The following is a 22140-nucleotide window of genomic DNA, read 5'->3' on the forward strand; positions in this document are numbered from 1 at the left end:
CAGGTCCCACAACCCCGCACACACAACCCCTACCCGGTATCACATGCATACGGTTTAGCCATCCTCCGCTTTCGCTCGCCACTACTCACGGAATCACATTTTGTTTTCTCTTCCTACGGGTACTGAGATGTTTCACTTCCCCGCGTTCCCTCCCAACACCTATGTATTCAGTGCAGGGTGACACGACATCACTCGTGCCGGGTTTCCCCATTCGGACATCCTCGGATCAACGCTCGGTTGGCAGCTCCCCGAGGCATATCGCAGCCTCCAACGTCCTTCATCGGCTCCCAGTGCCAAGGCATCCACCATGCGCCCTTAAACACTTACAACACAAAAACCAAAAATGAGTTTCAAAAGAAATTGCACATCAACACACAAACGCGACCAGAAACCCGAAGGCCCCCAGCCACACTCTGCGTGCTAGATGCTCGCAACCACTATCCACAAATCAAACACCACACCCCACCACCAAAGTGAGGCAACAACACACCCCCTGCCCCCAACGGGACAGGACCGCGGGCCTGTTGTCTCAAAGCCCAATAGTGTGTTCGGCAGTCCATCACCAACGCTTTCCCGCGCCAGCTCAACGTTTGTCATTTGCACCCACCAGACACCCACTACAGATGCTGGCTGAAATATCCCAACCGCACTACTGCCCACGACATCGCGGACGGCGGGGGAATCGAATCGGTGCTCCTTAGAAAGGAGGTGATCCAGCCGCACCTTCCGGTACGGCTACCTTGTTACGACTTCGTCCCAATCGCCGATCCCACCTTCGACGGCTCCCTCCACAAGGGTTAGGCCACCGGCTTCGGGTGTTACCGACTTTCATGACGTGACGGGCGGTGTGTACAAGGCCCGGGAACGTATTCACCGCAGCGTTGCTGATCTGCGATTACTAGCGACTCCGACTTCACGGGGTCGAGTTGCAGACCCCGATCCGAACTGAGACCGGCTTTGAAAGGATTCGCTCCACCTCACGGCATCGCAGCCCTTTGTACCGGCCATTGTAGCATGTGTGAAGCCCTGGACATAAGGGGCATGATGACTTGACGTCATCCCCACCTTCCTCCGAGTTGACCCCGGCAGTCTCTCACGAGTCCCCACCATAACGTGCTGGCAACATGAGACAAGGGTTGCGCTCGTTGCGGGACTTAACCCAACATCTCACGACACGAGCTGACGACAGCCATGCACCACCTGCACACAGGCCACAAGGGAACCGACATCTCTGCCGGCGTCCTGTGCATGTCAAACCCAGGTAAGGTTCTTCGCGTTGCATCGAATTAATCCACATGCTCCGCCGCTTGTGCGGGCCCCCGTCAATTCCTTTGAGTTTTAGCCTTGCGGCCGTACTCCCCAGGCGGGGTACTTAATGCGTTAGCTACGGCACGGATCCCAAGGAAGGAAACCCACACCTAGTACCCACCGTTTACGGCGTGGACTACCAGGGTATCTAATCCTGTTCGCTCCCCACGCTTTCGCTCCTCAGCGTCAGTTACTGCCCAGAGACCCGCCTTCGCCACCGGTGTTCCTCCTGATATCTGCGCATTCCACCGCTACACCAGGAATTCCAGTCTCCCCTGCAGTACTCTAGTCTGCCCGTATCGCCCGCACGCCCACAGTTAAGCTGTGAGTTTTCACGAACAACGCGACAAACCACCTACGAGCTCTTTACGCCCAGTAATTCCGGACAACGCTCGGACCCTACGTATTACCGCGGCTGCTGGCACGTAGTTGGCCGGTCCTTCTTCTATAGGTACCGTCACTTGCGCTTCGTCCCTATTGAAAGAGGTTTACAACCCGAAGGCCGTCATCCCTCACGCGGCGTCGCTGCATCAGGCTTGCGCCCATTGTGCAATATTCCCCACTGCTGCCTCCCGTAGGAGTCTGGGCCGTATCTCAGTCCCAGTGTGGCCGGTCACCCTCTCAGGCCGGCTACCCGTCGTCGCCTTGGTAGGCCATTACCCCACCAACAAGCTGATAGGCCGCGGGCCCATCCCACACCGCAAAAGCTTTCCACCACACACCATGAAGCGCGTGGTCCTATCCGGTATTAGACCCAGTTTCCCAGGCTTATCCCAAAGTGCAGGGCAGATCACCCACGTGTTACTCACCCGTTCGCCACTCGAGTACCCCGAAGGGCCTTTCCGTTCGACTTGCATGTGTTAAGCACGCCGCCAGCGTTCGTCCTGAGCCAGGATCAAACTCTCCAAACAAAAACTCCCAGACCAAAGCCCAGGCAGAATTCGAATCAGAAAAATCCGATCACAAACAAAAGACACCAAAACTGGCATCAAAAAACAAAACCACACCCTAAACGGGAAAAAGAGCGTGGCCAAAAACAACAAACAAAACCACCAAACACACTATTGAGTTCTCAAACAACAGGCTTTTCTGCTTTGTCGCCCTGTTTTGGGGCAACCCCGCCAGCTTAATTCGAGTCTTGCTGGCGAGTCAATTTGCCTCGTTTCGGTTTGTTTCATCCGGTCTGAGGCAACCTCGCCAGCTTAGTACGATCTCGGCTGGCTTGTCAAGTCGCTCTGGTCCGGGCTGTTTCCATCCGCTCCGCGGCGACTTCAAAAGATTAGCGCGGGCCGGCCTACAAGGTCAAATCGGCTGGTCAGCGCGATTTCGAACCCACAGACCAGCCCGAACCGCTGCCTACGAGCCTACTCTTTCGATCTCGGCTCCGAGGCTCAACAGGTTCTCCACGAACAACGGGTACCCGCGATCGATGTGGAACACGTCGTGGACCTCGGTTTCACCGTCGGCCACCAAGCCCGCGAGCACCAGGCCCGCGCCGGCCCGAATGTCCGAGGACCACACGGGCGCACTCGACAACTGGGGGATGCCGCGCACCACGGCATGGTGACCGTCGGTCCGGGCGTCGGCTCCGAGCCTGATCATCTCCTCGACGAACCGGAACCGCGCTTCGAACACGTTCTCGGTGATCATCGAGGTGCCGTCGGCGACGGCCGCGAGTCCGATCGCCATCGGCTGCAGGTCGGTCGGGAAACCCGGGAACGGCAGGGTCGCCACGTTCACCGCCTTCGGTCGCTCGTACTGGACCACCCGGAAGCCGTTGTCGTTCTGGGTCACCGTCGCTCCGGCGTCGTGCAACTTGTGCAGCACCAGCTGGAGGTGTTGTGGGTCCACCCCCGTCACCGAGATGTCGCCGCGCGTCATCGCGGCGGCTATCCCCCACGTGGCCGCCACGATCCGGTCGCCGATCACCCGGTGCTGGGTCGGATACAGCCGATCGACACCGGTGATGGTCAGGGTCGAGGTGCCGGCGCCGCTGACCTTGGCGCCCATCTGGTTGAGCATCGCGCAGATGTCGACGATGTCGGGTTCGCGCGCCGCGTTGTGGATCGTCGTGACTCCCTCGGCCAACACCGCGGCCATCAGGATGTTCTCGGTCGCCCCCACCGACGGGAACTCCAGCTGGATCTCGGCCCCGCGCAGATGATCGGCCTCGGCCACCACACAACCGTGCTCGATATTGCAGGTCGCGCCGAGTTGACGCAGGCCGGCCTGATGCATGTCCAACGGCCTGGACCCGATGGCATCGCCACCCGGAAGGGCCACCTTCGCCTTCCTGCAACGCCCCACCAGCGGCCCGAGGACACAGACCGAAGCGCGGAACTGCCGGACCGCGGCGAAGTCGGCGTCGTACTTGGGTTCATCGGGTGAGGTGATTCGGACGGTGTCGCCGTCCAGCTCCACCGTCGCACCCAGCCCCCGCAGCACCTCGGCCATCAGCGGAACATCGAGAATGTCGGGGCAGTTGGTGATCGTGCTGGTGCCCTCGGCCAGCAACGAGGCTGCCATCAGTTTCAGCACACTGTTCTTGGCGCCACCGACAGCAACTTCGCCTGATAACCGGTTCCCCCCAGTCACCAAGAAACGCTCGCTCACGCCGGTTAGTGTAAACAGCCCGACCGCGAGTTTCCGCCCGTCTGGCACAGATCGGGCGAGCTCCGATCGGCCGCCCCAAGGCCCGGTACGGTTCAGCTATGGCGGTTCATCTCACCCGTATCTATACCCGCACCGGCGACGACGGCACTACCGGGCTGAGTGACTTCAGCAGGGTGTCGAAGAACGATTCGAGGTTGTCGGCCTACGCCGATTGTGACGAAGCCAACGCGGCCATCGGAGTTGCCGTCGCACTCGGCGCGCCTGGTGAGCAAATGTTGGCGGTATTGCGCCAGATTCAGAATGACCTCTTCGACGCGGGCGCCGATCTGTCCACGCCGGTGGTCGAGAATCCCGAATACCCGCCGCTGCGGATCTCCCAGTCGTACATCGACCGGCTGGAGAAGTGGTGCGACGAGTTCAACGAGCCGCTTCCGGCGCTGAATTCGTTCATCCTGCCCGGTGGCACTCCGCTGTCTGCGCTGCTGCATGTCGCCCGCACCGTGGCCCGCCGCGCTGAGCGGTCAGCCTGGATCGCGGTTCAGGAGCACGGTGACTCGGTGAGTGTGCTGCCGGCGAAGTACCTCAACCGGCTGTCAGATCTGTTGTTCATCCTGTCGCGGGTCGCGAATCCGGATGGGGATGTTCTCTGGAAACCCGGAACGGGTCAGTAGGTCCGGCGCCGGGCTCGGGGCGACGGCCGTGACTCCAGCCACGAGGTGAAGGCCGTCAAAGCGCCCCGGTCCAGGGCGATCTCGTAGCCTTGCCGGCGCTCGGGACTGGTGTCGCGCAATTCGAGGATCGCGATCTGGTCGGTCATGATGTCGAATTCATCGCCGCGCGGGCTTCGTCGCGACACCACTTCCAGCCCCCGCCGGCTCAGACGTCGGTCGGGCCACCACCGCATGCTGGAGAGCCGGTAGAAGCCCGCTTCCCCACCCCGGTAGCGCATGACGCCGTGCCGCCAACCTGTGCCACCCTCGGCGGGGAAATCGCGCAGGATCGCAGCAGTGCCGCCGACCTGGCGCAACTTCCACAGCCGGTAGCTCAGCGCGCCGACCAACAGGAGCAGAACGCAGATGAGCGCGACCATGCCGATCATGGGCGCGCTCATCTGTCGTCTCTATCGTCAGTCGATCTGGCCCAAGGCGCGCAGCCGCGCCCGGCCCCATGCCGCTGTCTGCTCGTCGTCGGACTCCGCGTCCCGCTTGGCCGAGTCGGCGTCGATCTCGGATTCGAACTGAGCGTTCTCCACCAGGATCCGGACCGTCTCCTCGGTCACCGACAGGAAGCCGCCGTCGACGGCGATACGCAGGTCGTCCTCGCCTTCGCGCTCGACCCGCACCATCGCGTCGTCGACCAGCTGCGCCACCAGCGGAATGTGCCGCGGCAAGATGCCGATCTCACCGGCGGTGGTCCGGGTGAAGACGAACGTTGCGTTGCCGGACCACAACTCACGCTCGACGGCGACGATCTCGACGTTCAAATCAGCCATGTCACACCGCCTCTCGCACTCGCATGTCTACCGGGATCACAGCTTGGCGCCGAGGCTTTCGGCCTTCTTCGCCAGGTCGTCCAGACCACCGATGAGGAAGAACGCCTGCTCGGGCAGGTGATCGAACTCGCCCTTGGCCAGCTTGTCGAAGGCCTCGATGGTCTCCTTGAGCGGCACGGTCGAACCCGGCTGACCGGTGAACTGCTCGGCCGCCATCATGTTCTGGCTCAGGAAGCGCTCGATCTTGCGCGCGCGGTACACCAGAACCTTGTCCTCTTCCGACAGCTCGTCGATACCGAGGATGGCGATGATGTCCTGGAGGTCCTTGTAGCGCTGCAGGATCCGGATGACTTCCTGGGCGACGCGGTAGTGCTCGTCACCCACGATGCTCGGGTGCAGGATCGTCGAGGACGACGCCAGCGGGTCCACCGCCGGGAAGATGCCCTTGGAGAACACCGCACGCGAAAGCTCGGTGGTGGCATCCAGGTGGGCGAACGTGGTGGCCGGCGCCGGGTCGGTGTAGTCGTCGGCGGGCACGTACACGGCCTGCATCGAGGTGATGGAGCGACCACGGGTCGAGGTGATGCGCTCCTGCAGCTCACCCATCTCGTCGGCCAGCGTCGGCTGGTAACCCACGGCCGAAGGCATACGACCCAGCAGGGTCGACACCTCGGAACCGGCCTGGGTGAACCGGAAGATGTTGTCGATGAACAGCAGCACGTCCTGGCCCTGCTCGTCGCGGAAGAACTCGGCCATGGTCAGGGCCGAGAGCGCGACGCGCATACGGGTGCCTGGCGGCTCGTCCATCTGGCCGAACACCAGGGCGGTGTCCTTGAGCACGTTGGCATCGGCGAGCTCGACCCACAGGTCGTTGCCCTCGCGGGTGCGCTCACCCACGCCGGCGAACACCGAGGTACCACCGAAGTTGCGGGCGATGCGGTTGATCATCTCCTGGATCAGAACCGTCTTGCCCACGCCGGCACCACCGAACAGGGCGATCTTGCCGCCACGCACGTACGGCGTGAGGAGGTCGACGACCTTCAGACCGGTCTCCAGCATCTCGGTGCGGGGCTCCAGGTCGGCGAAGGCCGGCGGCTTGCGGTGGATCGACCAGTGCTCGAAGTCCTTGCCGTAGCCCGGGTTGTCGAGGCAGTCGCCGAGGGCGTTGAACACGTGGCCCTTGACGCCGTCGCCGACCGGCACCGAGATCGAGGCGCCGGTGTCGCTGACCTCGACGCCGCGCACCAGGCCGTCGGTGGGCTGCATGGAGATGCAGCGCACCAGGTTGTCGCCGAGGTGCTGGGCAACCTCGAGCGTCAGGGTCTTGGCCAGCGCGCCGAAGCTGATCTCGGCGTGCAGCGCATTGAACAGTTCGGGCACCGCGCCGCGCGGGAACTCTACGTCCACCACCGGGCCGGTGATGCGGACAACGCGGCCCGCCGTCTTCTCTGCAGTAGCAGTCATTCTCTCTTCGCTTTCCTACGAGGCTTTCGTCTTTATCCGGCTAGCGCGCGTCGGCCAGCGCGTTGGCGCCGCCCACGATCTCGCTGATTTCCTGAGTGATCTGTGCCTGACGTTCGCGGTTGGCCGCGAGCGTGAGTCCCTTGATCAGTTCGTCGGCGTTGTCGGTGGCCGACTTCATGGCGCGCCGGCGCGAAGCCGACTCCGAGGCCGCTGCCTCCAGCAGCGCCGCGTACACGCGAGTGGCGATGTAGCGCGGCAGCAGCGCGTCGAACAGGGTCTCGGCGCTCGGCTCGAACGAATACAGCGTGTGCGGACCGGTTTCCACCTCACCGACGTACTCGACGACCATCGGTGCGATGCGCAGCGCATTGGCGGTCTGCGAAAGCATGGACCGGAACTCGGTGGAGACGATGTGCAGTTCGTCGACACCGAGGATGCCGTCGGCTCCCGCGTCGTCGCCCTCGTCGTCGGCGCCGGACATGAACGCCGTCACCAGCGTGTCGGCGATCGCCTTGGCGTCCTCATAGGTGGGCCGCTCGGAGAAGCCGGTCCACGACTCGGTCACCGTGCGCTGGCGGAAGCTGTAGTAGCCCAGAGCTTTCCGGCCGACGACGTAGAGCACCGGGTTCTTGCCCTCTTCCCGCAGCAGCGAGAACAGTTCTTCGGCCCGGCGCAGCACGTTGGCGTTGTAACCGCCGCAGAGACCGCGGTCCGAGGACACCACCAGCACACCGGCCCGCTTGGGGTTCTCCCGCTCTACGAGCAACGGGTGATCCAGCGCGCTGGCCCCGGCCAGCTCGGTAAGCATGTTGGTGATCTCGTTGGCGTAGGGCCGAGCCGCATCGACTCGGGCCTGCGCCTTGGCGATCCGCGACGTGGCGATCAGCTCCTGCGCCTTCGTGATCTTCTTGATCGACGAGGCGGAGCGGATACGCCCGCGTAGCTCGCGAAGTGTGGCTGCCATTGGTTACCTAGGCCTTCTTCGGAGCCGGCTTGCGGACCTTGACCGATTCCTTCTCAAGGTCCTCGGGGTCCAGGGCCTCGGCGTCGGCCTCGTTGGCCACGACCGAGCTGCCGTCAGAGGCGGCGAAGCCCTTCTTGAACTCGTTGATGACCGAGACCAGCTTCTCCTCGTTCTCCTCGGAGAGCTTCTTGGACTCCTTGATGCCCTTGAGGATGTCGGCGTGGCTGGCCTTCACGTGCTCCAGCAGTTCGTCGACGAAGCGGGTCACGTCCTCGGCCGGAACCGAGTCGAGGTGGCCCTGGGTACCGAGGAAGATCGCGACAACCTGGTCCTCGACGGCCAGCGGGCTGTACTGCGGCTGCTTGAGCAGCTCGACCAGGCGCACACCGCGATCCAGCTGCGCCTTCGACGCGGCGTCCAGGTCGGAGGCGAACGCGGCGAAGGCCTCCAGCTCGCGGTACTGCGACAGATCCAGACGCAGCGAGCCGGCCACCTCCTTCATCGCCTTGATCTGGGCGGCACCACCGACGCGGGACACCGACACACCGACGTTCACGGCCGGGCGCACACCCTGGTTGAACAGGTCGGACTCCAGGAAGCACTGGCCGTCGGTGATCGAGATGACGTTGGTCGGGATGTAGGCCGAGATGTCGTTGGCCTTGGTCTCGATGATCGGCAGGCCGGTCATCGAACCGCCGCCGAGCTCGTCGGACAGCTTCGCGCAACGCTCCAGCAGACGGGAGTGCAGGTAGAAGACGTCACCCGGGTAGGCCTCGCGGCCCGGCGGGCGGCGCAGCAGCAGCGAGATGGCGCGGTAGGCCTCGGCCTGCTTGGTCAGGTCGTCGAAGACGATCAGCACGTGCTTGCCGTTGTACATCCAGTGCTGGCCGATGGCCGAACCGGTGTAGGGAGCCAGCCACTTGAAGCCGGCCGCATCCGAAGCGGGGGCCGCGACGATGGTGGTGTACTCCATGGCGCCACCCTCTTCCAGCGCGCGCTTCACGCTGGCGATGGTGGAACCCTTTTGGCCGACGGCGACGTACACGCAGCGCACCTGCTGCTTCGGGTCGCCGGTCTCCCAGGCCTCACGCTGGTTCAGGATGGTGTCGACGCAGAGCGCGGTCTTGCCGGTCTTGCGGTCACCGATGATCAGCTGACGCTGGCCACGGCCGATCGGGGTCATGGCGTCGACGGCCTTGATACCGGTCTGCAGCGGCTCGGACACGCTCTGGCGCTGGACCACCGACGGGGCCTGCAGCTCCAGCGCGCGCCGCTCCTCGGCGGCGATGTCGCCCTGGCCGTCGATCGGCTGGCCCAGCGGGTTGACGACGCGGCCCAGGAAGGCGTCGCCGACGGGCACCGAGAGCACCTCTCCGGTGCGCTTGACCTGCTGGCCCTCTTCGATCTTCTCGAACTCACCCAGGATCACGGCGCCGACGCTGTGCTCGTCGAGGTTGAGCGCCACACCCAACACACCGCCCGGGAACTCGAGCAGCTCCTGGGTCATGACCGAGGGCAGGCCCTCGACGTGAGCGATGCCGTCACCGGCGTCGACGACGGTGCCGATCTCTTCACGCTCGGTGTCGGCGGAAAACGAGGATACGTAATCCTCGATGGCACCTTCGATATCAGCAGCCGAGATTGTCAACTCTGCCATGGTTTTTCGTCTTCCTACCTTGTTCTTGGGTGGTTCGTGGGGGTTATCAGTCCGGCAGCTGGGTCGCCGCTGCGGCCAGTCGGGACGAGATGGAGCCGTCGATCACCTCGTCACCGACGGTGATCGACAGACCACCGAGCAGTTCCGGGTCGACGTGCAGCTGCACCGAAACCGGTTGGCCGTAGATGCGGGTGAGCACCTGCGACAGCCGGGTCCGCTGGGCGTCGGTGAGGTCGGCCGCGGCGGTCACGTGCGCGACGACCTCGCCACGGCGGGCCACGGCGAGCTCGGCGAGGTCGATCACGGCCTCGTCGGCACGCTCACCACGCAGCAGGCCCACGGTCTGGGTCAGCAGCGCCGCTGCGGTTCCGTTCACACCCGTGTTGCCGCCGAGCACCTTGTCCAGCAAGGCAACTCGACCGTCGGCCGGGGTGGTGTAGTCGCTCAGCAGGGCCGAGAGCTTGGGCTCGGCGTCGAGCAGACGGCCGAACCGGAACAGCTGGTCCTCCACCTCGTCGACTTCACCTGCGGTCTCGGCGCGCTTGAGCAGCGCCAGACGTGCGGCATGTTCGATAGCGTCGACCAGATTCGATTCGATCGACCAGCGCTGCGAGACGGCGGTCCGCAGCACGTCCAGCGCGGCATCGCTGACCTTGCCGGACAGCAGCCGTTCGAGCAGCTGCACCTTGGGGGCGGGGTCGTCGGACGGCTCGGCGAGGTGCTTGGTGAGCACCGACTCCGACACCAGCAGCTTGGCCACCGAGCTCAGGTCGTCGGCGAGCGTGGTCAGCCCGTCCGCGTCCAGACCGCCTGCGACCGAGTCGAACTTGTCGACCACGACCGTCAGCGATTCACGGCTGGCCGCGCGCAGCTTGGCGGTCGCGGCGGTGTCGATCACCACGGCAGACGGAGCCATCTGGTCGAGCTCGGCCAGGAACCGGTCGACGGTGGCCGCCTGCGCGGCCGGATCGGCGACGTGTGCCCGCACCAGGGCGTCGGCCTTGGCGACCGACTCCGATCCCAGGCCGGTCCGCAGCTGGCGGATGAGCTGCTGGCGCATCAGCTGTATCTGCTGTGCCCCCTGAGCCTTGATCCGCTCGGCCTCCGTGCCCGCCTGCTCGGCCAGCTGAGCGGCGATCCGCTCAGAGTCCTGCGTGGCCTCGTCGGTCACCTTGGCCGATTCGGCCTTGGCGTCGGCGAGTGCCTTGGCATGCATGTCATCGGCTTCGGCGAGTTTCTTCGCCGCTTCAGCACTCTCTGCGAGGGCGACCCGCACGGCTTCCTGTTGCTTCTGCATCAGGTTCCGCACCGGAGGCACCACCCACTTGATGATGATGAATGCGATGACGGCAAAGCCGATCAGCTGCCCGATAAAAATCGACATTTACTGCGTCCCACCTGATTTCACGTCGACGCCCAAAATTCGGCTGGCCAGGGTCTGCGAGAGGCCGTCCACCGACGACTCCAGACCCGACCGCACCTCGGCACTCTGGGCAGCAAGCTGCTCATCGGCCCGGCGCACATTCTCGGCCACTTCGGAGCCGGCCTCGGCGCGCTTGGCATCGATTACCTCGCGGCCCGAGGCACGGGCCTCGTCGCGAATGGCCGACGCCTGGGTACGCGCCCCGGCCATCGCCTCGTCGTAGTCGGCCTGCGCCGCGGCCACCTGCTCGGCTGACTTCCGATTGTCGGCGGCGGTCTTCGCCAGCATCGCTTCCCGCTCTGCCAGCACCTTGCCGACCGGTGGCACAACCCACTTCGCGATCACAGCGAGTGTGATCAGGAAGATGATCAGCACGGCGAAGAAGGTGCCGTTGGGGACCAGGAAGTTGGTCTGGCCCCCACCGCCTTCCTCCGCCGCGAGGAGTGTCAGTTCACCCATGCTGATGGACTACTGCAGGCCCGGGGTGGCGAAGACGAACAGCGCCATGAAGGCCAGGTTGATGAAGTACGCGGCCTCCACCAGACCGACGGTGATGAAGAACGGGGTGAACAGCCGGCCCTGGGCCTCGGGCTGACGGGCGATGCCCGAGATCAGCGCGTTACCCGCGATACCGTCACCGATACCGGCGCCGATGGCACCGCCACCCATGATCAGACCGCCACCGATCAGCGCGCCGGCCGTGATGAGGGCGTTGGGGTCGAGATTCATTCCTTTTATCCTCCTTGATAACTGGTGGCCCAAAAAATGTTGCCGCCAGGAGTTCGTTTCGTGCGGTTGTTGTCTAGCTGGTCATGCTCAGTGTTCGTCGTGCTCGAGCTCCATCGACTGGCTGAAGTACAGGATCGTCAGCAGCGAGAAGATGAATGCCTGGATCAGGCCGACGAACAGGTCGAAGGTCTTCCAGATCGCGTTCGGGGCCCACTGGATGTACCAGGGGAACATCGCGATCAGCGCGACCAGGATGCCGCCGGCGAAGATGTTGCCGAAAAGACGGAGGGCCAGCGAGATCGGCTTGGCCAGTTCCTCGACGATGTTGATGGGCATCAGCGCGGTGACGTGACCCTTGAGCAGCTGCTTCGGGTGGCCGATGATGCCGCGGCGCCAGATGCCTGCGGCGTGGTAGCAGATGAACACGAACAGGGCCAGGGCCAGCACGAAGTTGATGTCAGAGGCCGGCGGCTTGTACCACTCCGCGGCAGCACCGTCGGCGCCGCCGTACTGCAGCGGAAGAACGGCGAGCCAGTTGGAGATCAGGATGAAGGAGAACAGCGCCACGGCCAGGGGCAACACGAACGGCGCGACCTTCATCCCGATCGAGCTCTCGATCTGGCCGCGCATCTGGATGGTCAGCGCCTCCCAGAACAGCTGCACCCCACCCGGCACACCGGTCGAGGTGACCTTGGCGCGCAAGACGAACGCGAGGGCGATCACGATCACCGCGGTGATCGCGGTGGCCAGGATGGTGTCGCCGTTGAACGTCATCCCGAACAGCTCGAACACCATCGTGTGGTGGCCGACGTGGATGGCGGCACCACCCTCTTCGGCAGCGAGCACGGTCGTCGTCTGAGTCATTTAGGTCAGCTCAACCCTTCGATTCCGTATCCAAGACATCCAGGCCGTTCGAGCGGATCTTCCGCAGCACGGGGATGCTGGTGCTCATCACCAGCAGAGCCTGGAAAATCGCCAGCCCGAACAGCACCGCGATGCCGCTGGGCTTGAAGACAAATGCGATGGCGAGTGCGATCGCGGTAATGATCAACAGCCGCGTCGCGGAGTTCACGGCCATCTTCTTCTTGAGCGGGTGATCTTCGGCCGTGATGGACTCGACGGCCCGGCGCACCAGTAGGGCGTTGATCAAGCCGAGGCCGAGGCCGACGCCGAAGAAGACTCCGAAAAAAATCTGGCCGGCGAATCCGGCGGCCACTACGGCCAGCGCGGTGAGTGCGACGCAAACAATGAGGAGACGCAGCGGCCGGAACGCCACTGACGGGAACACCAACGGCGCGTCTTGCGCTGGTGTCGTCACCGCTTCACCCCAATCCCGCTGTCACGGAAAGCTGTCCCCTCGGATGCGCCAGGCACCGATGCTGCCTGGCAAAACCCTGTGCGTGCCCGACGAGAATATCGGAGGGCAACGGGCGGGCTGGAATCACCCACGGGGTAGCTCCCTTTGTCGGTCGTTGATCGGCGCCTGACGGTTCGTCGAACCGAGGGCCGGGCCGGCAACCCGCGAGGTTTTTCGGGTTCTGGCAGCACGGTACCACATGGTAGGCACCCTAAAACGGGGCCTACTACTTTTTGTCGTACTCGCTTTCGTGCTCGTCTTCGGGGCCCTCGTTCCCGCGTTGCAACAGGGGTATCAGAGTCACCACGATGGCCACCAAAATGGCCGCCGCGACCACCGCTCCGGTGTAGCGCGGATCGAAGAAGATCGTGGCGGCCGCGCCGAACGCGATGATGCCCACCCACAGGTAGATCAGCAGCACGGCGCGGCGATGCGAATGCCCGATCTGCAGCAGGCGGTGATGCAGATGCATCTTGTCCGGGCTCAGCGGGCTGCGGCCGGCGCGGGTCCGCCGCACGATCGCCAGCAACGTATCCAATGCCGGCACCAACATCACGGCGATGACCAGGAGGAACGGGGACAGCAGCGCGAACACGTCGCGCGCTCCGTATGCGTTCTGCGAGATCGGGCCTGCGGCGGTGGTCGACGCGGCGCCCAACATCAGGCCGATCAACATCGACCCGGAGTCGCCCATGAAGATCTTGGCCTTGTGGAAGTTGTGCGGCAGGAAGCCCAGACAGGCCCCGGCCAGCACCACCGAGATCACCGCGGGCGGATAGAACAGCACGTCGCCCCCGTGGTCGCGCAGCAGTCCGACCGAGAACACGCAGATGGCCAGGGCAGTGATCAGGCCCAGCCCGGCCGCCAGGCCGTCGAGACCGTCGACGAAGTTCATCGCGTTGACGATCGACACCGTCAGCGCCAGCGTCAGCAGGATCGACGAGACCTGATCGAGCACGATCGTGCCCACTCCCCCGATCGGGATGTAGAGCACGCTCCAGGCCACGCCCATCGTGACCAGCACGCTGGCCGCCGTGATCTGCCCGGCGAATTTCGTCAGGGCGTCCAGTCCCCAGCGGTCGTCGATCAGCCCGATGGCCATGATCAGCCCGCCGGCCACCACCACCGCGGGCATCCCGGTGGAGTAGACGAAACCCCGGGTGAGCGCCGGCAGCTGGGAGGCCAGCAGCACCGCGGCGGCCACTCCGATGTACATCGCCAGCCCGCCCATTCGCGGGGTGGGCTGCACGTGGACATCCCGTTCCCGGGGGTAGGCGACGGCGCCGACCCGGATGGCCACGACGCGCACCCAGCCGGTGGCGAAGTAGGTGATGATCGCGGCGGTCAGCCCGACGAGGGCGAGCTCACGCAGTGGGACGCCGGCCCCCTGGTCCGACAGGGCGAGCAGGACGGGATTCCCCGTGGGGATCACTGCGTCGCCGGCCGTCATCACCGATGCACCGTACTGCAGCAAGCTGTGTTCACTCCGTAGGCGTCGCGGTGAGTGTGGACGGTTCGACGGCAAGGACTCTCGCGATGGCCTCGGCGCTGATCGGCCCCTCGCGCAGGATGCGGGGCTGGGCGCTGGTGAGGTCCACGATGGTGGATGCGGCCTGCCGTTCGGCCGGCCCGCCGTCCAGGTATACCTCGACCTTGTCGCCGAGCTGGCCGCGCGCATCGGCAGCCGTCACGGCGGCCGGCTGGCCCGACACATTGGCACTGGACACCGCCATCGGGCCGACCTCACGCAACAGCTCGATCGCCACCGGGTGCAGGGGCATCCGCAGCATGACGCTGCCGTTGGCGTCGCCGAGATCCCATTGCAGCGACGGCGCCTGCTCGACGACCAGGCTCAATGCGCCCGGCCAGAACGCACGGATAAGTTCGCGGGCGGCCGGGGGCACCGAGTAGACCAGGCCGTCGATCGTGGTCCAGGATCCGACCAGCACGCCGACCGGCATGTCCCGGCCCCGCCCCTTGGCGGCCAGGAGCGCACCCACGGCCTCTGAATCGAATGCGTCGGCACCGATTCCGTAGACGGTGTCGGTCGGCATCACCACGAGCCGCCCGCCCTTGACGGCGCTGACCGCCGAGGCGATCCCGATGGCACGCTGCTCGGCGTCGGCGCAATCGAACATCTCAGTCACCCTTGCCCTACCTTCCGCCGCCTCGGATCCGCGTGTGCAATTCAGCTTCGCCCAATCCTGGCCGCCGTGACAAAGCGGGGTCGTCCGGCCAGGTCACGGCGGGCGGTCACCTCGGCGAAGTGCCCGTCGTCTGTGAAGGTCTGGACGGTCAGCTCGGAAGTGGTGTCGTCGTGCTCGACACCGCAGCGCGCGCCGTCACGCAGCCACCGGGCCGCCAGCACGACGATCGGCCGGATCACCGCCATCCCGTCGGGGCCACCGAACAGGGCATGCGCGGGGTCGTGCTCGGCCACTTCGGGTTCCAGTACCGCCGCGTCGGGGATATAGGGCGGGTTGGACACCAGNATGTGTATAAGAGACAGGGCCGGGTCATGCCTGCTGCTGTAGCCGAGCCTGCTTGTCGGCGGCGCCCAACGCATCGAGCAACGCGTCCATGTCGCCGTCGAGCACCTGGTCCAGGTTGTGCGCCTTGAAGTTGATCCGGTGATCGGCGATCCGGTTCTCCGGGAAGTTGTACGTCCGGATCCGTTCGCTGCGGTCGACCGTGCGGATCTGGCTGGCGCGGTCGGCCGACGCGTCGGCTGACGCCTGCTCCTCGGCCAGCGCCTGCAAGCGGGCGGCCAGCACCTGCATGGCGCGGGCCTTGTTCTGCAGCTGTGACCGTTCGTTCTGGCAGGTGACGACGATGCCGGTGGGCAGGTGGGTGATGCGGACCGCCGAGTCGGTGGTGTTCACGCCCTGGCCACCCTTGCCCGAGGACCGGTAGACGTCGATGCGCAGGTCCGATTCGTCGATCTGGACCTGTTCGACCTCGTCGGGCTCCGGATAGACCAGCACGCCCGCGGCCGACGTGTGTACCCGGCCCTGCGATTCGGTGACCGGCACGCGCTGCACGCGGTGAACGCCGCCCTCGAACTTCATCCGCGACCACACGCCGTCGGCGGAATCGCCCTTGCTGGCGATGGTGATGGTGGCGTCCTTGTAGCCGCCGAGGTCAGACCAGGTCTCGTCGAGCACGGTGACCGTCCAGCCGTGGCGTTCGGCGTACCGGATGTACATGCGGGCCAGGTCGGCGGCGAACAGCGCCGATTCCTCGCCGCCCTCCCCCGACTTGACCTCGAGCACGATGTCGTCGGCGTCGTGCGGATCACGGGGCGCGAGCTGGTCGGTGAGCTGCGCGTCGAGTTCGGCGACCTTTGCGGTCAGCTCGTCCACCTCGGCGGCGAAGCCGGCGTCGTCGGCCGCGAGTTCCCGGGCCGCCTCCAGATCGCCCCGGGCCGCCTCCAGCTTGCGGTAGGTGCTCACCACCGGGGAGACCTGGGCGAAGCGCCTGCCCACCTTGCGGGCGGCAGCGGCGTCGGCGTGCAGATTCGGGTCGGCTAGTTGGCGCTCCAGGTCCGCGTGCTCGGCCAGCAACGCCTCGATCGCAGGTGCGGTGTCCGTCACGTCAACCTCCTCCTTTCCACTCATGCCGCCAACTCGTTCCTGGAAACGAGAACAGCGCCCAGATCTGACGCGAATGCGACAGATCGGGCGCCGTTGACGTAGCTACTTGTCGGCGGTAGCAGCCTGATCGCCGGCAGGCTTGCGCTTGCCGTACCGCTTCTCGAAGCGGGCCACGCGGCCGCCGCTGTCGAGGATCTTCTGCTTGCCGGTGTAGAACGGGTGGCACTGCGAGCAGACCTCGACCACGATCTGGCCGCTCTGCTTGGTGCTACGGGTCTGGAAGGTATTGCCGCAACCACAGTGCACCGTGGTCTCGACATACTCAGGGTGAATGCCTGTTTTCATGGTTCCTCTTCAATCGTTGGCCCGGGTCGCCCGAAATTCCGATGGACGTGAACCGGGACCGAGGGTCGGCGGTCCATTATGCCAGGTCAACCGCCAACCGCCTAAACGCGTGCGGACCGGCGACTATTCCCCGGTCTCAGACCCGCGCGTATGCCCTGCCGTCGCCCTTCCACAGCACCCGACCGGCCGGTTCGGCCCCCAGCGCGACCAGCTCACGCTTGAGGATCTTGTTGGTCGCCGTGCTGGGCAGGTCGTCGGCGAGCCAGACGTACCGAGGCCAGGATTTGGGTGACAAGTCGGCTTGGGCGGCGAGGAACTCCGCGAACGATTCCGGCGTCAGGGTCTGACCGTCGCGCAGGACGATGGCGGCCATCACCTGATCGCCGACGAACTCGTCGGGCACCGGATAGACCGCCACCCGGCTGACCACGGGCTGCCGCAGCAGGATTCGTTCGATCGGCGCGGCGGTGATGTTCTCGCCGTCTACCCGCATCCAGTCCGCGGTGCGGCCGGCCAGGTAGATCCAGCCGTCGGCGTCGCGGTAGGCCAGATCGCCCGACCAGTACATGCCGTGCCGCAGCCGTTCGTCGGTGGCCCCGGGGTCGTTGTGGTAGCCGCGGAACATGCCACCGCCGCCGGTGTTGACCAGCTCGCCGGTGGCGGCGTCGGCATTGACCAGCGCCCCGGTCTCGTCGAAGCGGGCGACCTCGCACTCTTCGACGGTTTCCGGGTGGTAGATCGCCACCCCTGGGAATCCCTGGCCGACGCTGCCGGGCGGGGTTCCCTCGGAGCGGGTGATGATGATCGCCAGCTCCGTCGAGCCGAAGCCGTCCCACACACTGCAGCCGAACCGGCGGCCGAACTCGTCGATGTCGCGGTCGGCGGCCTCGTTGCCGAATGCCACCCGTAGCGGGTTGTCGTGATCGTCGGGTTGTTCGGCGGTGGCCAGGATGTAGGCCAGCGGCTTGCCGACGTAGTTCATGTAGGTCGCACCGTAGCGACGGATGTCGGCCAGGAACCTCGAGGCCGAGAACTGCGCCGGCGCCATCGCCGCGCCCGAACCGAGTGCGACGCCCCAGCCGGCGTAGACCCCGTTCGAGTGGAACAGCGGCATGGACAGGTAACAGGTGTCGGCCTCGGTCAGGTCGTAACGCTGCACCAGCGCGGCGGCGGAGAACAGCACGATGGAATGCGACACCTCGACGGCCTTGGGCTCACCGCTGGTGCCCGAGGTGAAGATCATCATGAAGGTGTCGTCGGGCTTGACCTCGCGATGCGGCGTCAGTTCCTGCGGCGTCCAAACGGTGTCGGATACGTCGATGACGCTGACACCCGGCAGCTCGAGACCGTCGAGCAGCTCACGATGCCGGGAGTCGACCAGCACGATCTGGCATTCGACCCGGGCGATGTCGCGGGCCAATGCCTCGCCGCGGCGGGTGTTGTTGATGCCGCACAGCACGTATCCCCCGAGCGCGGCGGCCGCCAGGGCGGTCAGCATCTCGGGTGTATTGCCCAGCAGCGTGCCGACGTGCAGCGGCCGATCCGGATCGGCCATCCCGATCAGGGTGGCGGCCTGCGCCTTCGCCTCGGCGATGTGTTCACGCCAGGTCCAGCTGTTGTCGCCGTACTTGACGGCAACCGTGTCGCCCCCTTCGCGCGCGCGGAGCAACTGCTGCAGCGTTTCGGCCATCCGATGATCCCCACGGTCAGTGAACAGATTGTGAAAACTGTCTACCATGGTTGTGGCGCGGCAGTAACACCCTTGGCAGAATCATGTACCTGACCGGCATCCGAGGACCAGGAGACATCACAGTTGACCAGCACCACGGCCGCCCGCAGCGTGCGCGATCGACTGATAGACGCTGCCGAAGAATGTCTGCGGACCAAGGGAATTCGGGCGACCACCGTCTCGGAGGTGGCCGAGGCCGCCGGGGTGTCGCGGGGCTGGCTGTACCGCCACTTCCCCGACAAGGTGACCCTGCTGGGCGCGGTGATCGTGCGCCTCAACGACACGTTCTGGTCCGAAGCGCACGCCATGCTCGAACAGATCGACGGCCTGGATCATCAGCTGGCCTGGGGTGTCGGCAACGGCCTGCGGGCCTATGACGATCCGGGCGCGGTACTGATGAAGCTCCGCACCGACGAACCCGAGGAGTTCGCCGCCTGCGCGGGCGCCGGCGTTCAGGGCCTGATCCCCGATCTCGCCGACTTCTGGTCGCGCTACCTGGTGGCCGCCCGCGACCGGGGTGAGGTACGCGCCGACATCGACGTCCCGGAAGCGTCGGAATGGATTGCGCGAGTAGTGATCTCGCTGGCAACCGTGCCGGGCAACACGCTTGATCCCAGCGACGGCGACGCCGTACTCGCCCATGTTCGGCGGTACGTGATGCCTGGCCTGAAGGCCGACGCTGCCACCTAGGCTTCGTCAGCGAACCTGAACTCGCCGCCTCGCACCCGTTCCAACATCGCCTCGGTCCAGTTGGCGTTCGCGCCGAATACCCCGCTCCACAGGTCCAGGAGATGCTGGGCGTGTGGCGGTTGTTGAGGATCCGGCCACTGGGGCTTCATAGCCTGCAGCTCGTCAGTGATCGTGCGGCTCGTCTGGAGTTGTTCGGCCAGCAGTTCGGCGGCCCGGTGCCGCGGCAGGCTGCGCATGAAGGCGATGCCCGCACCGAGTTCCTCGATGTCGGGGCTCACCAGGGCCGCCTCGAGGAGCCGGAAGAACTCGGCGTCGCCGGCAGCGGTCAAGGCATACACCACCCGCGCCGGCCCGCGGGGGCTGACCTCCGACCGCACTGACCGGAGCTTGTCCTCACGCTCAAGTTGTTTGACCGCGTGGTAGATCGAGGGCGGCTTGACCGCGGTCNCGGGAGTTTTCCCTCCCGCTAAATTTTTTGGCCCGCGTGGTAGACGGGGGGCGCCTTGCCCGCGGTCCGGTTGCCCCCCCGCCACGACATCAGTTCACGGTGGACGGCGTACCCATGCGCCTCGCCGCGGGTGCGCACGACGCCGAGCACCAGCAGCCGGACGGTCGGCGCGGCTACCCCAGCCACCGCTCAAGGTCCGTGATCGCTTGCAGTTCGGCCGCCGCACCCTCCCGCTCGTCCGGCGTGAGGTGCATCGAATCCAGTTCGGCACGACCGGAATCCGCGGTCGCACTGTCCCCCAACACGATGGCCAGCTCGATCCGGTCCGCGAGTGCCCTGGCCAGGTCGACCCGCGATGCGCTGTCGCGGTATCTGCGCAGCGCCGTGTCGAGGGCCCGCGCGGCGAGTACGTCGTCGTCCTTGAAATCACGGAAGATCGCGACATTGTCGAGCGCTCGGGCCAGGCCCGACAGGCTGCGCGCGCCGCCGTAGGTGACATCAGCCTCGTCGTGCCGGATGAACACGAGGCAATTCCCGGACGGGTCGTACAGGTTGAACCGAGACTGCCCCGGCCGCAGGCGGGCGATGCGCGGCAGCCCGGTGATGGGTAAACGCCCGTAGTGCCTGCGGAGACTGTCGCTGAAGGTGGCGTGGAAGCCACGCACGTCGTCGACGAAGATCACGCAGCCACCGGACAGTTCCTCGGCCGGGTTCAGGCTGGGCGCCGGTTCTTTGAAGTGCACGTTGATGTCGGCCAGCGTGAATGCCAGGTACAGGTAGGGCTTGGTCTGCTGGTCCGACGTGTCGAAGCCCAGCGCCCGGTAGAACTCGACCGTTTGGCCCGGGTCGGTACAAGGCAGCAGCGGAATCGTCGTGGTGGGCATGAGCTCCATGGTAGTCAAAGTTGAGTAGTCCCGCCGGATACGCAAAAGGCCCCCGCCGAGAGCGAGGGCCTTGCGCGTCGAACCCGGTTAGTCGACGTCCATCGAGCCCGGGGCGGTCTTGGAGACCTGCACCAGGAACTCGTAGTTGTTCTTCGTCTTGCGCAGCTGGCTCATCAGCAGGTCGATGGCCTGGTGGCTGTCGAGACCCGAGAGCACGCGGCGCAGCTTGTGCACGATCGCGAACTCATCCGGCGAGAGCAGCAGCTCGTCCTTGCGGGTGCCGGACGGGTTGACGTCGACCGCGGGGAACACCCGGCGCTCGGCGATCTTGCGGTCGAGCTTGAGCTCGGCGTTACCGGTGCCCTTGAACTCTTCGAAGATCACGGTGTCACCGGTCGAGCCGGTCTCCACCATCGCGGTGGCGATGATGGTCAACGACCCACCGTGCTCGATGTTGCGGGCCGCGCCGAGGAACCGCTTCGGCGGGTACAGCGCGGTGGAATCCACACCACCGGACAGGATGCGGCCCGAGGCCGGGGACGCGTTGTTGTACGCGCGGCCCAGCCGGGTGATCGAGTCCAGCAACACCACGACGTCCTTGCCCTGCTCGACCAGGCGCTTGGCCCGCTCGATGGCCAGTTCGGCGGCCTGGGTGTGGTCTGACGGCGGCCGGTCGAAGGTCGAGGCGATGACCTCACCCTTCACCGAACGCTGCATGTCGGTGACCTCTTCAGGACGCTCGTCGACCAGGACCACCATCAGGTGGCATTCCGGGTTGTTCTTGGTGATCGCGTTGGCGATGTCCTGCATGATCGTGGTCTTACCGGCCTTCGGCGGCGACACGATCAGGGCGCGCTGGCCCTTACCGATCGGCATGATCAGGTCGATCACGCGGGTGGTCAGCCGCTCGGGCGTGGTCTCCAGGCGCAGGCGCTGGTTGGGGTACAGCGGGGTCAGCTTGGTGAAGTCGGGCCGGTTCTTGGCGTTCTCGACCGGACCACCGTTGACGCTGTCCAGGCGGACCAGCGGGTTGAACTTCTGCCGCGGGTTGTTGCCGCCGCCTTCGCCCTCGCGAGGCACGCGAACCGCACCGGTGACGGCGTCACCACGACGCAGACCGTTCTTGCGCACCATGTTCATCGACNCGACGCGGGACGGGCGCTCGAAGCGCGCCGCGCGGTGCTCGATCCGGGCGCAGAGGCAGCAGCCGGCGCCGCGGTGTCAGCGGTCGCAGTGCTTTCAGATGTCACGGTGTTGGGCAAATCCCCAGCGCCATTGGCGTTGTCAGCCGTGAAGAGGTCCGTATCTGTCACGGAGTTCCTTTCTTTCCCCCGCTCATCAGGTATTGCGAGGGTTCCCCAAAGTCGAAGCGCGTTCAGCTGAACCGCTGAGCACGTCGCTCACACCGTCGCCTGGGCAACGGCGATCGCCAGGATTCGCCGCT

20 protein-coding genes, 1 rRNA gene, 2 pseudogenes and 1 other annotated feature (1 of these 24 only partly in view) are annotated in these 22140 nt (G+C 65.4%); of the genes and pseudogenes, 2 read left to right on the forward strand and 21 right to left on the reverse strand.

The genetic code is table 11. The annotated features are described in order from the left end of the window. Window positions 1-315, reverse strand: a sequence feature (23S ribosomal RNA rRNA prediction is too short); it reaches 287 nt to the left of the window's first position. Between the two features lie 386 nt (window positions 316-701). After that, window positions 702-2219, reverse strand: a 16S ribosomal RNA gene (locus BN4332_RS11855). Window positions 2220-2664: 445 nt separating this feature from the next. Further along, window positions 2665-3921 carry a UDP-N-acetylglucosamine 1-carboxyvinyltransferase gene (gene murA / locus BN4332_RS11860; RefSeq protein WP_066898628.1) on the reverse strand — a complete coding sequence of 419 codons (1257 nt, stop codon included), beginning with the start codon at window positions 3919-3921 and terminating at the stop codon, window positions 2665-2667. A gap of 98 nt (window positions 3922-4019) precedes the next feature. On the opposite strand from murA, the gene BN4332_RS11865 reads away from it, so the two are divergent. Continuing rightward, entirely contained in the window at window positions 4020-4592 is a 573-nt protein-coding gene (locus BN4332_RS11865; RefSeq protein WP_066898629.1) for a cob(I)yrinic acid a,c-diamide adenosyltransferase, read from the forward strand. Here BN4332_RS11865 and BN4332_RS11870 read toward each other — a convergent pair. The 16 genes and pseudogenes from BN4332_RS11870 to fadD1 form a co-directional block, all read right to left on the reverse strand. After that, the gene (locus BN4332_RS11870; protein ID WP_066898630.1) at window positions 4586-5032 is read right to left on the reverse strand and encodes a DUF2550 domain-containing protein; all 447 of its coding nucleotides are present in this window, start codon (window positions 5030-5032) and stop codon (window positions 4586-4588) included. The two genes, BN4332_RS11865 and BN4332_RS11870, sit on opposite strands and share 7 nt — an antisense overlap. A 15-nt stretch (window positions 5033-5047) precedes the next feature. Beyond that, window positions 5048-5413, reverse strand: a complete 366-nt coding sequence (locus BN4332_RS11875; protein WP_066898631.1) for a F0F1 ATP synthase subunit epsilon — start codon at window positions 5411-5413, stop codon at window positions 5048-5050. Between the two features lie 36 nt (window positions 5414-5449). Beyond that, window positions 5450-6877 (reverse strand): F0F1 ATP synthase subunit beta, encoded by a 1428-nt coding sequence (gene atpD / locus BN4332_RS11880; RefSeq protein ID WP_066898632.1) that lies wholly within the window; start codon window positions 6875-6877, stop codon window positions 5450-5452. Between the two features lie 40 nt (window positions 6878-6917). Then, window positions 6918-7841, reverse strand: a complete 924-nt coding sequence (locus tag BN4332_RS11885; protein ID WP_066898633.1) for a F0F1 ATP synthase subunit gamma — start codon at window positions 7839-7841, stop codon at window positions 6918-6920. A gap of 7 nt (window positions 7842-7848) precedes the next feature. After that, entirely contained in the window at window positions 7849-9498 is a 1650-nt protein-coding gene (atpA, locus tag BN4332_RS11890) for a F0F1 ATP synthase subunit alpha (RefSeq protein ID WP_066898634.1), read from the reverse strand. 46 nt (window positions 9499-9544) lie between these two features. Continuing rightward, window positions 9545-10882 (reverse strand): F0F1 ATP synthase subunit B/delta, encoded by a 1338-nt coding sequence (locus BN4332_RS11895; RefSeq protein WP_066898635.1) that lies wholly within the window; start codon window positions 10880-10882, stop codon window positions 9545-9547. Beyond that, a complete protein-coding gene (locus BN4332_RS11900; RefSeq protein WP_066898636.1) occupies window positions 10883-11380 on the reverse strand; it encodes a F0F1 ATP synthase subunit B in 498 nt (165 codons plus the stop codon). 9 nt (window positions 11381-11389) lie between these two features. Continuing rightward, entirely contained in the window at window positions 11390-11650 is a 261-nt protein-coding gene (locus BN4332_RS11905) for a F0F1 ATP synthase subunit C (RefSeq protein ID WP_003885300.1), read from the reverse strand. Between the two features lie 87 nt (window positions 11651-11737). Next, complete coding sequence (atpB, locus tag BN4332_RS11910) at window positions 11738-12514, reverse strand: F0F1 ATP synthase subunit A (protein ID WP_066898637.1); 777 nt, start codon at window positions 12512-12514, stop codon at window positions 11738-11740. Between the two features lie 10 nt (window positions 12515-12524). Next, window positions 12525-12968, reverse strand: a complete 444-nt coding sequence (locus BN4332_RS11915) for an ATP synthase subunit I (protein WP_066898638.1) — start codon at window positions 12966-12968, stop codon at window positions 12525-12527. A gap of 265 nt (window positions 12969-13233) precedes the next feature. Further along, window positions 13234-14481, reverse strand: a complete 1248-nt coding sequence (locus tag BN4332_RS11925) for a glycosyltransferase family 4 protein (RefSeq protein WP_084459247.1) — start codon at window positions 14479-14481, stop codon at window positions 13234-13236. Between the two features lie 7 nt (window positions 14482-14488). Further along, window positions 14489-15154, reverse strand: a complete 666-nt coding sequence (locus BN4332_RS11930) for an L-threonylcarbamoyladenylate synthase (protein ID WP_066898640.1) — start codon at window positions 15152-15154, stop codon at window positions 14489-14491. Window positions 15155-15195: 41 nt separating this feature from the next. Further along, window positions 15196-15507, reverse strand: a pseudogene (locus BN4332_RS11935) (peptide chain release factor N(5)-glutamine methyltransferase); the annotation flags it as partial. A 16-nt stretch (window positions 15508-15523) separates the two neighbouring features. After that, window positions 15524-16600 carry a peptide chain release factor 1 gene (gene prfA, locus BN4332_RS11940; protein WP_066898678.1) on the reverse strand — a complete coding sequence of 359 codons (1077 nt, stop codon included), beginning with the start codon at window positions 16598-16600 and terminating at the stop codon, window positions 15524-15526. 102 nt (window positions 16601-16702) lie between these two features. Continuing rightward, window positions 16703-16945, reverse strand: coding sequence for a 50S ribosomal protein L31 (gene rpmE, locus BN4332_RS11945; RefSeq protein ID WP_003885332.1), 243 nt, complete (start codon window positions 16943-16945; stop codon window positions 16703-16705). 136 nt (window positions 16946-17081) lie between these two features. Beyond that, window positions 17082-18635, reverse strand: coding sequence for a fatty-acid--CoA ligase FadD1 (gene fadD1, locus BN4332_RS11950; RefSeq protein WP_066898641.1), 1554 nt, complete (start codon window positions 18633-18635; stop codon window positions 17082-17084). Between the two features lie 123 nt (window positions 18636-18758). Here fadD1 and BN4332_RS11955 point away from each other — a divergent pair, with 123 nt between their 5' ends. Further along, window positions 18759-19364 (forward strand): TetR/AcrR family transcriptional regulator, encoded by a 606-nt coding sequence (locus BN4332_RS11955; RefSeq protein ID WP_066898642.1) that lies wholly within the window; start codon window positions 18759-18761, stop codon window positions 19362-19364. Here BN4332_RS11955 and BN4332_RS11960 read toward each other — a convergent pair. From BN4332_RS11960 to rho, 3 genes and pseudogenes are all read right to left on the reverse strand, one after another. Then, window positions 19361-19741, reverse strand: a complete 381-nt coding sequence (locus BN4332_RS11960) for a hypothetical protein (RefSeq protein WP_066898643.1) — start codon at window positions 19739-19741, stop codon at window positions 19361-19363. The genes BN4332_RS11955 and BN4332_RS11960 overlap by 4 nt on opposite strands. A 244-nt stretch (window positions 19742-19985) precedes the next feature. Next, window positions 19986-20696 carry a DUF8817 family protein gene (locus tag BN4332_RS11965; RefSeq protein WP_066898679.1) on the reverse strand — a complete coding sequence of 237 codons (711 nt, stop codon included), beginning with the start codon at window positions 20694-20696 and terminating at the stop codon, window positions 19986-19988. A gap of 87 nt (window positions 20697-20783) precedes the next feature. Beyond that, a pseudogene (gene rho / locus BN4332_RS11970) lies at window positions 20784-21839 on the reverse strand (transcription termination factor Rho); the annotation flags it as partial. Window positions 21840-22140: the final 301 nt, after the last annotated feature.

Origin of the sequence: Mycolicibacterium houstonense (genome assembly GCF_900078665.2) — a bacterium.
Classification (GTDB): domain Bacteria; phylum Actinomycetota; class Actinomycetes; order Mycobacteriales; family Mycobacteriaceae; genus Mycobacterium; species Mycobacterium houstonense.

Excerpts from the sequence above, each read along its gene's own strand:
- BN4332_RS11865 (WP_066898629.1), top strand. The coding sequence starts at position 4,020 with ATGGCGGTTCATCTCACCCGTATCTATACCCGCACCGGCGACGACGGC.
- BN4332_RS11870 (WP_066898630.1), bottom strand. The coding sequence starts at position 5,032 with ATGAGCGCGCCCATGATCGGCATGGTCGCGCTCATCTGCGTTCTGCTC.
- BN4332_RS11875 (WP_066898631.1), bottom strand. The coding sequence starts at position 5,413 with ATGGCTGATTTGAACGTCGAGATCGTCGCCGTCGAGCGTGAGTTGTGG.
- atpD (WP_066898632.1), bottom strand. The coding sequence starts at position 6,877 with ATGACTGCTACTGCAGAGAAGACGGCGGGCCGCGTTGTCCGCATCACC.
- BN4332_RS11885 (WP_066898633.1), bottom strand. The coding sequence starts at position 7,841 with ATGGCAGCCACACTTCGCGAGCTACGCGGGCGTATCCGCTCCGCCTCG.
- atpA (WP_066898634.1), bottom strand. The coding sequence starts at position 9,498 with ATGGCAGAGTTGACAATCTCGGCTGCTGATATCGAAGGTGCCATCGAG.
- BN4332_RS11895 (WP_066898635.1), bottom strand. The coding sequence starts at position 10,882 with ATGTCGATTTTTATCGGGCAGCTGATCGGCTTTGCCGTCATCGCATTC.
- BN4332_RS11900 (WP_066898636.1), bottom strand. The coding sequence starts at position 11,380 with ATGGGTGAACTGACACTCCTCGCGGCGGAGGAAGGCGGTGGGGGCCAG.
- BN4332_RS11905 (WP_003885300.1), bottom strand. The coding sequence starts at position 11,650 with ATGAATCTCGACCCCAACGCCCTCATCACGGCCGGCGCGCTGATCGGT.
- atpB (WP_066898637.1), bottom strand. The coding sequence starts at position 12,514 with ATGACTCAGACGACGACCGTGCTCGCTGCCGAAGAGGGTGGTGCCGCC.
- rpmE (WP_003885332.1), bottom strand. The coding sequence starts at position 16,945 with ATGAAAACAGGCATTCACCCTGAGTATGTCGAGACCACGGTGCACTGT.
- fadD1 (WP_066898641.1), bottom strand. The coding sequence starts at position 18,635 with ATGGCCGAAACGCTGCAGCAGTTGCTCCGCGCGCGCGAAGGGGGCGAC.
- BN4332_RS11965 (WP_066898679.1), bottom strand. The coding sequence starts at position 20,696 with ATGCCCACCACGACGATTCCGCTGCTGCCTTGTACCGACCCGGGCCAA.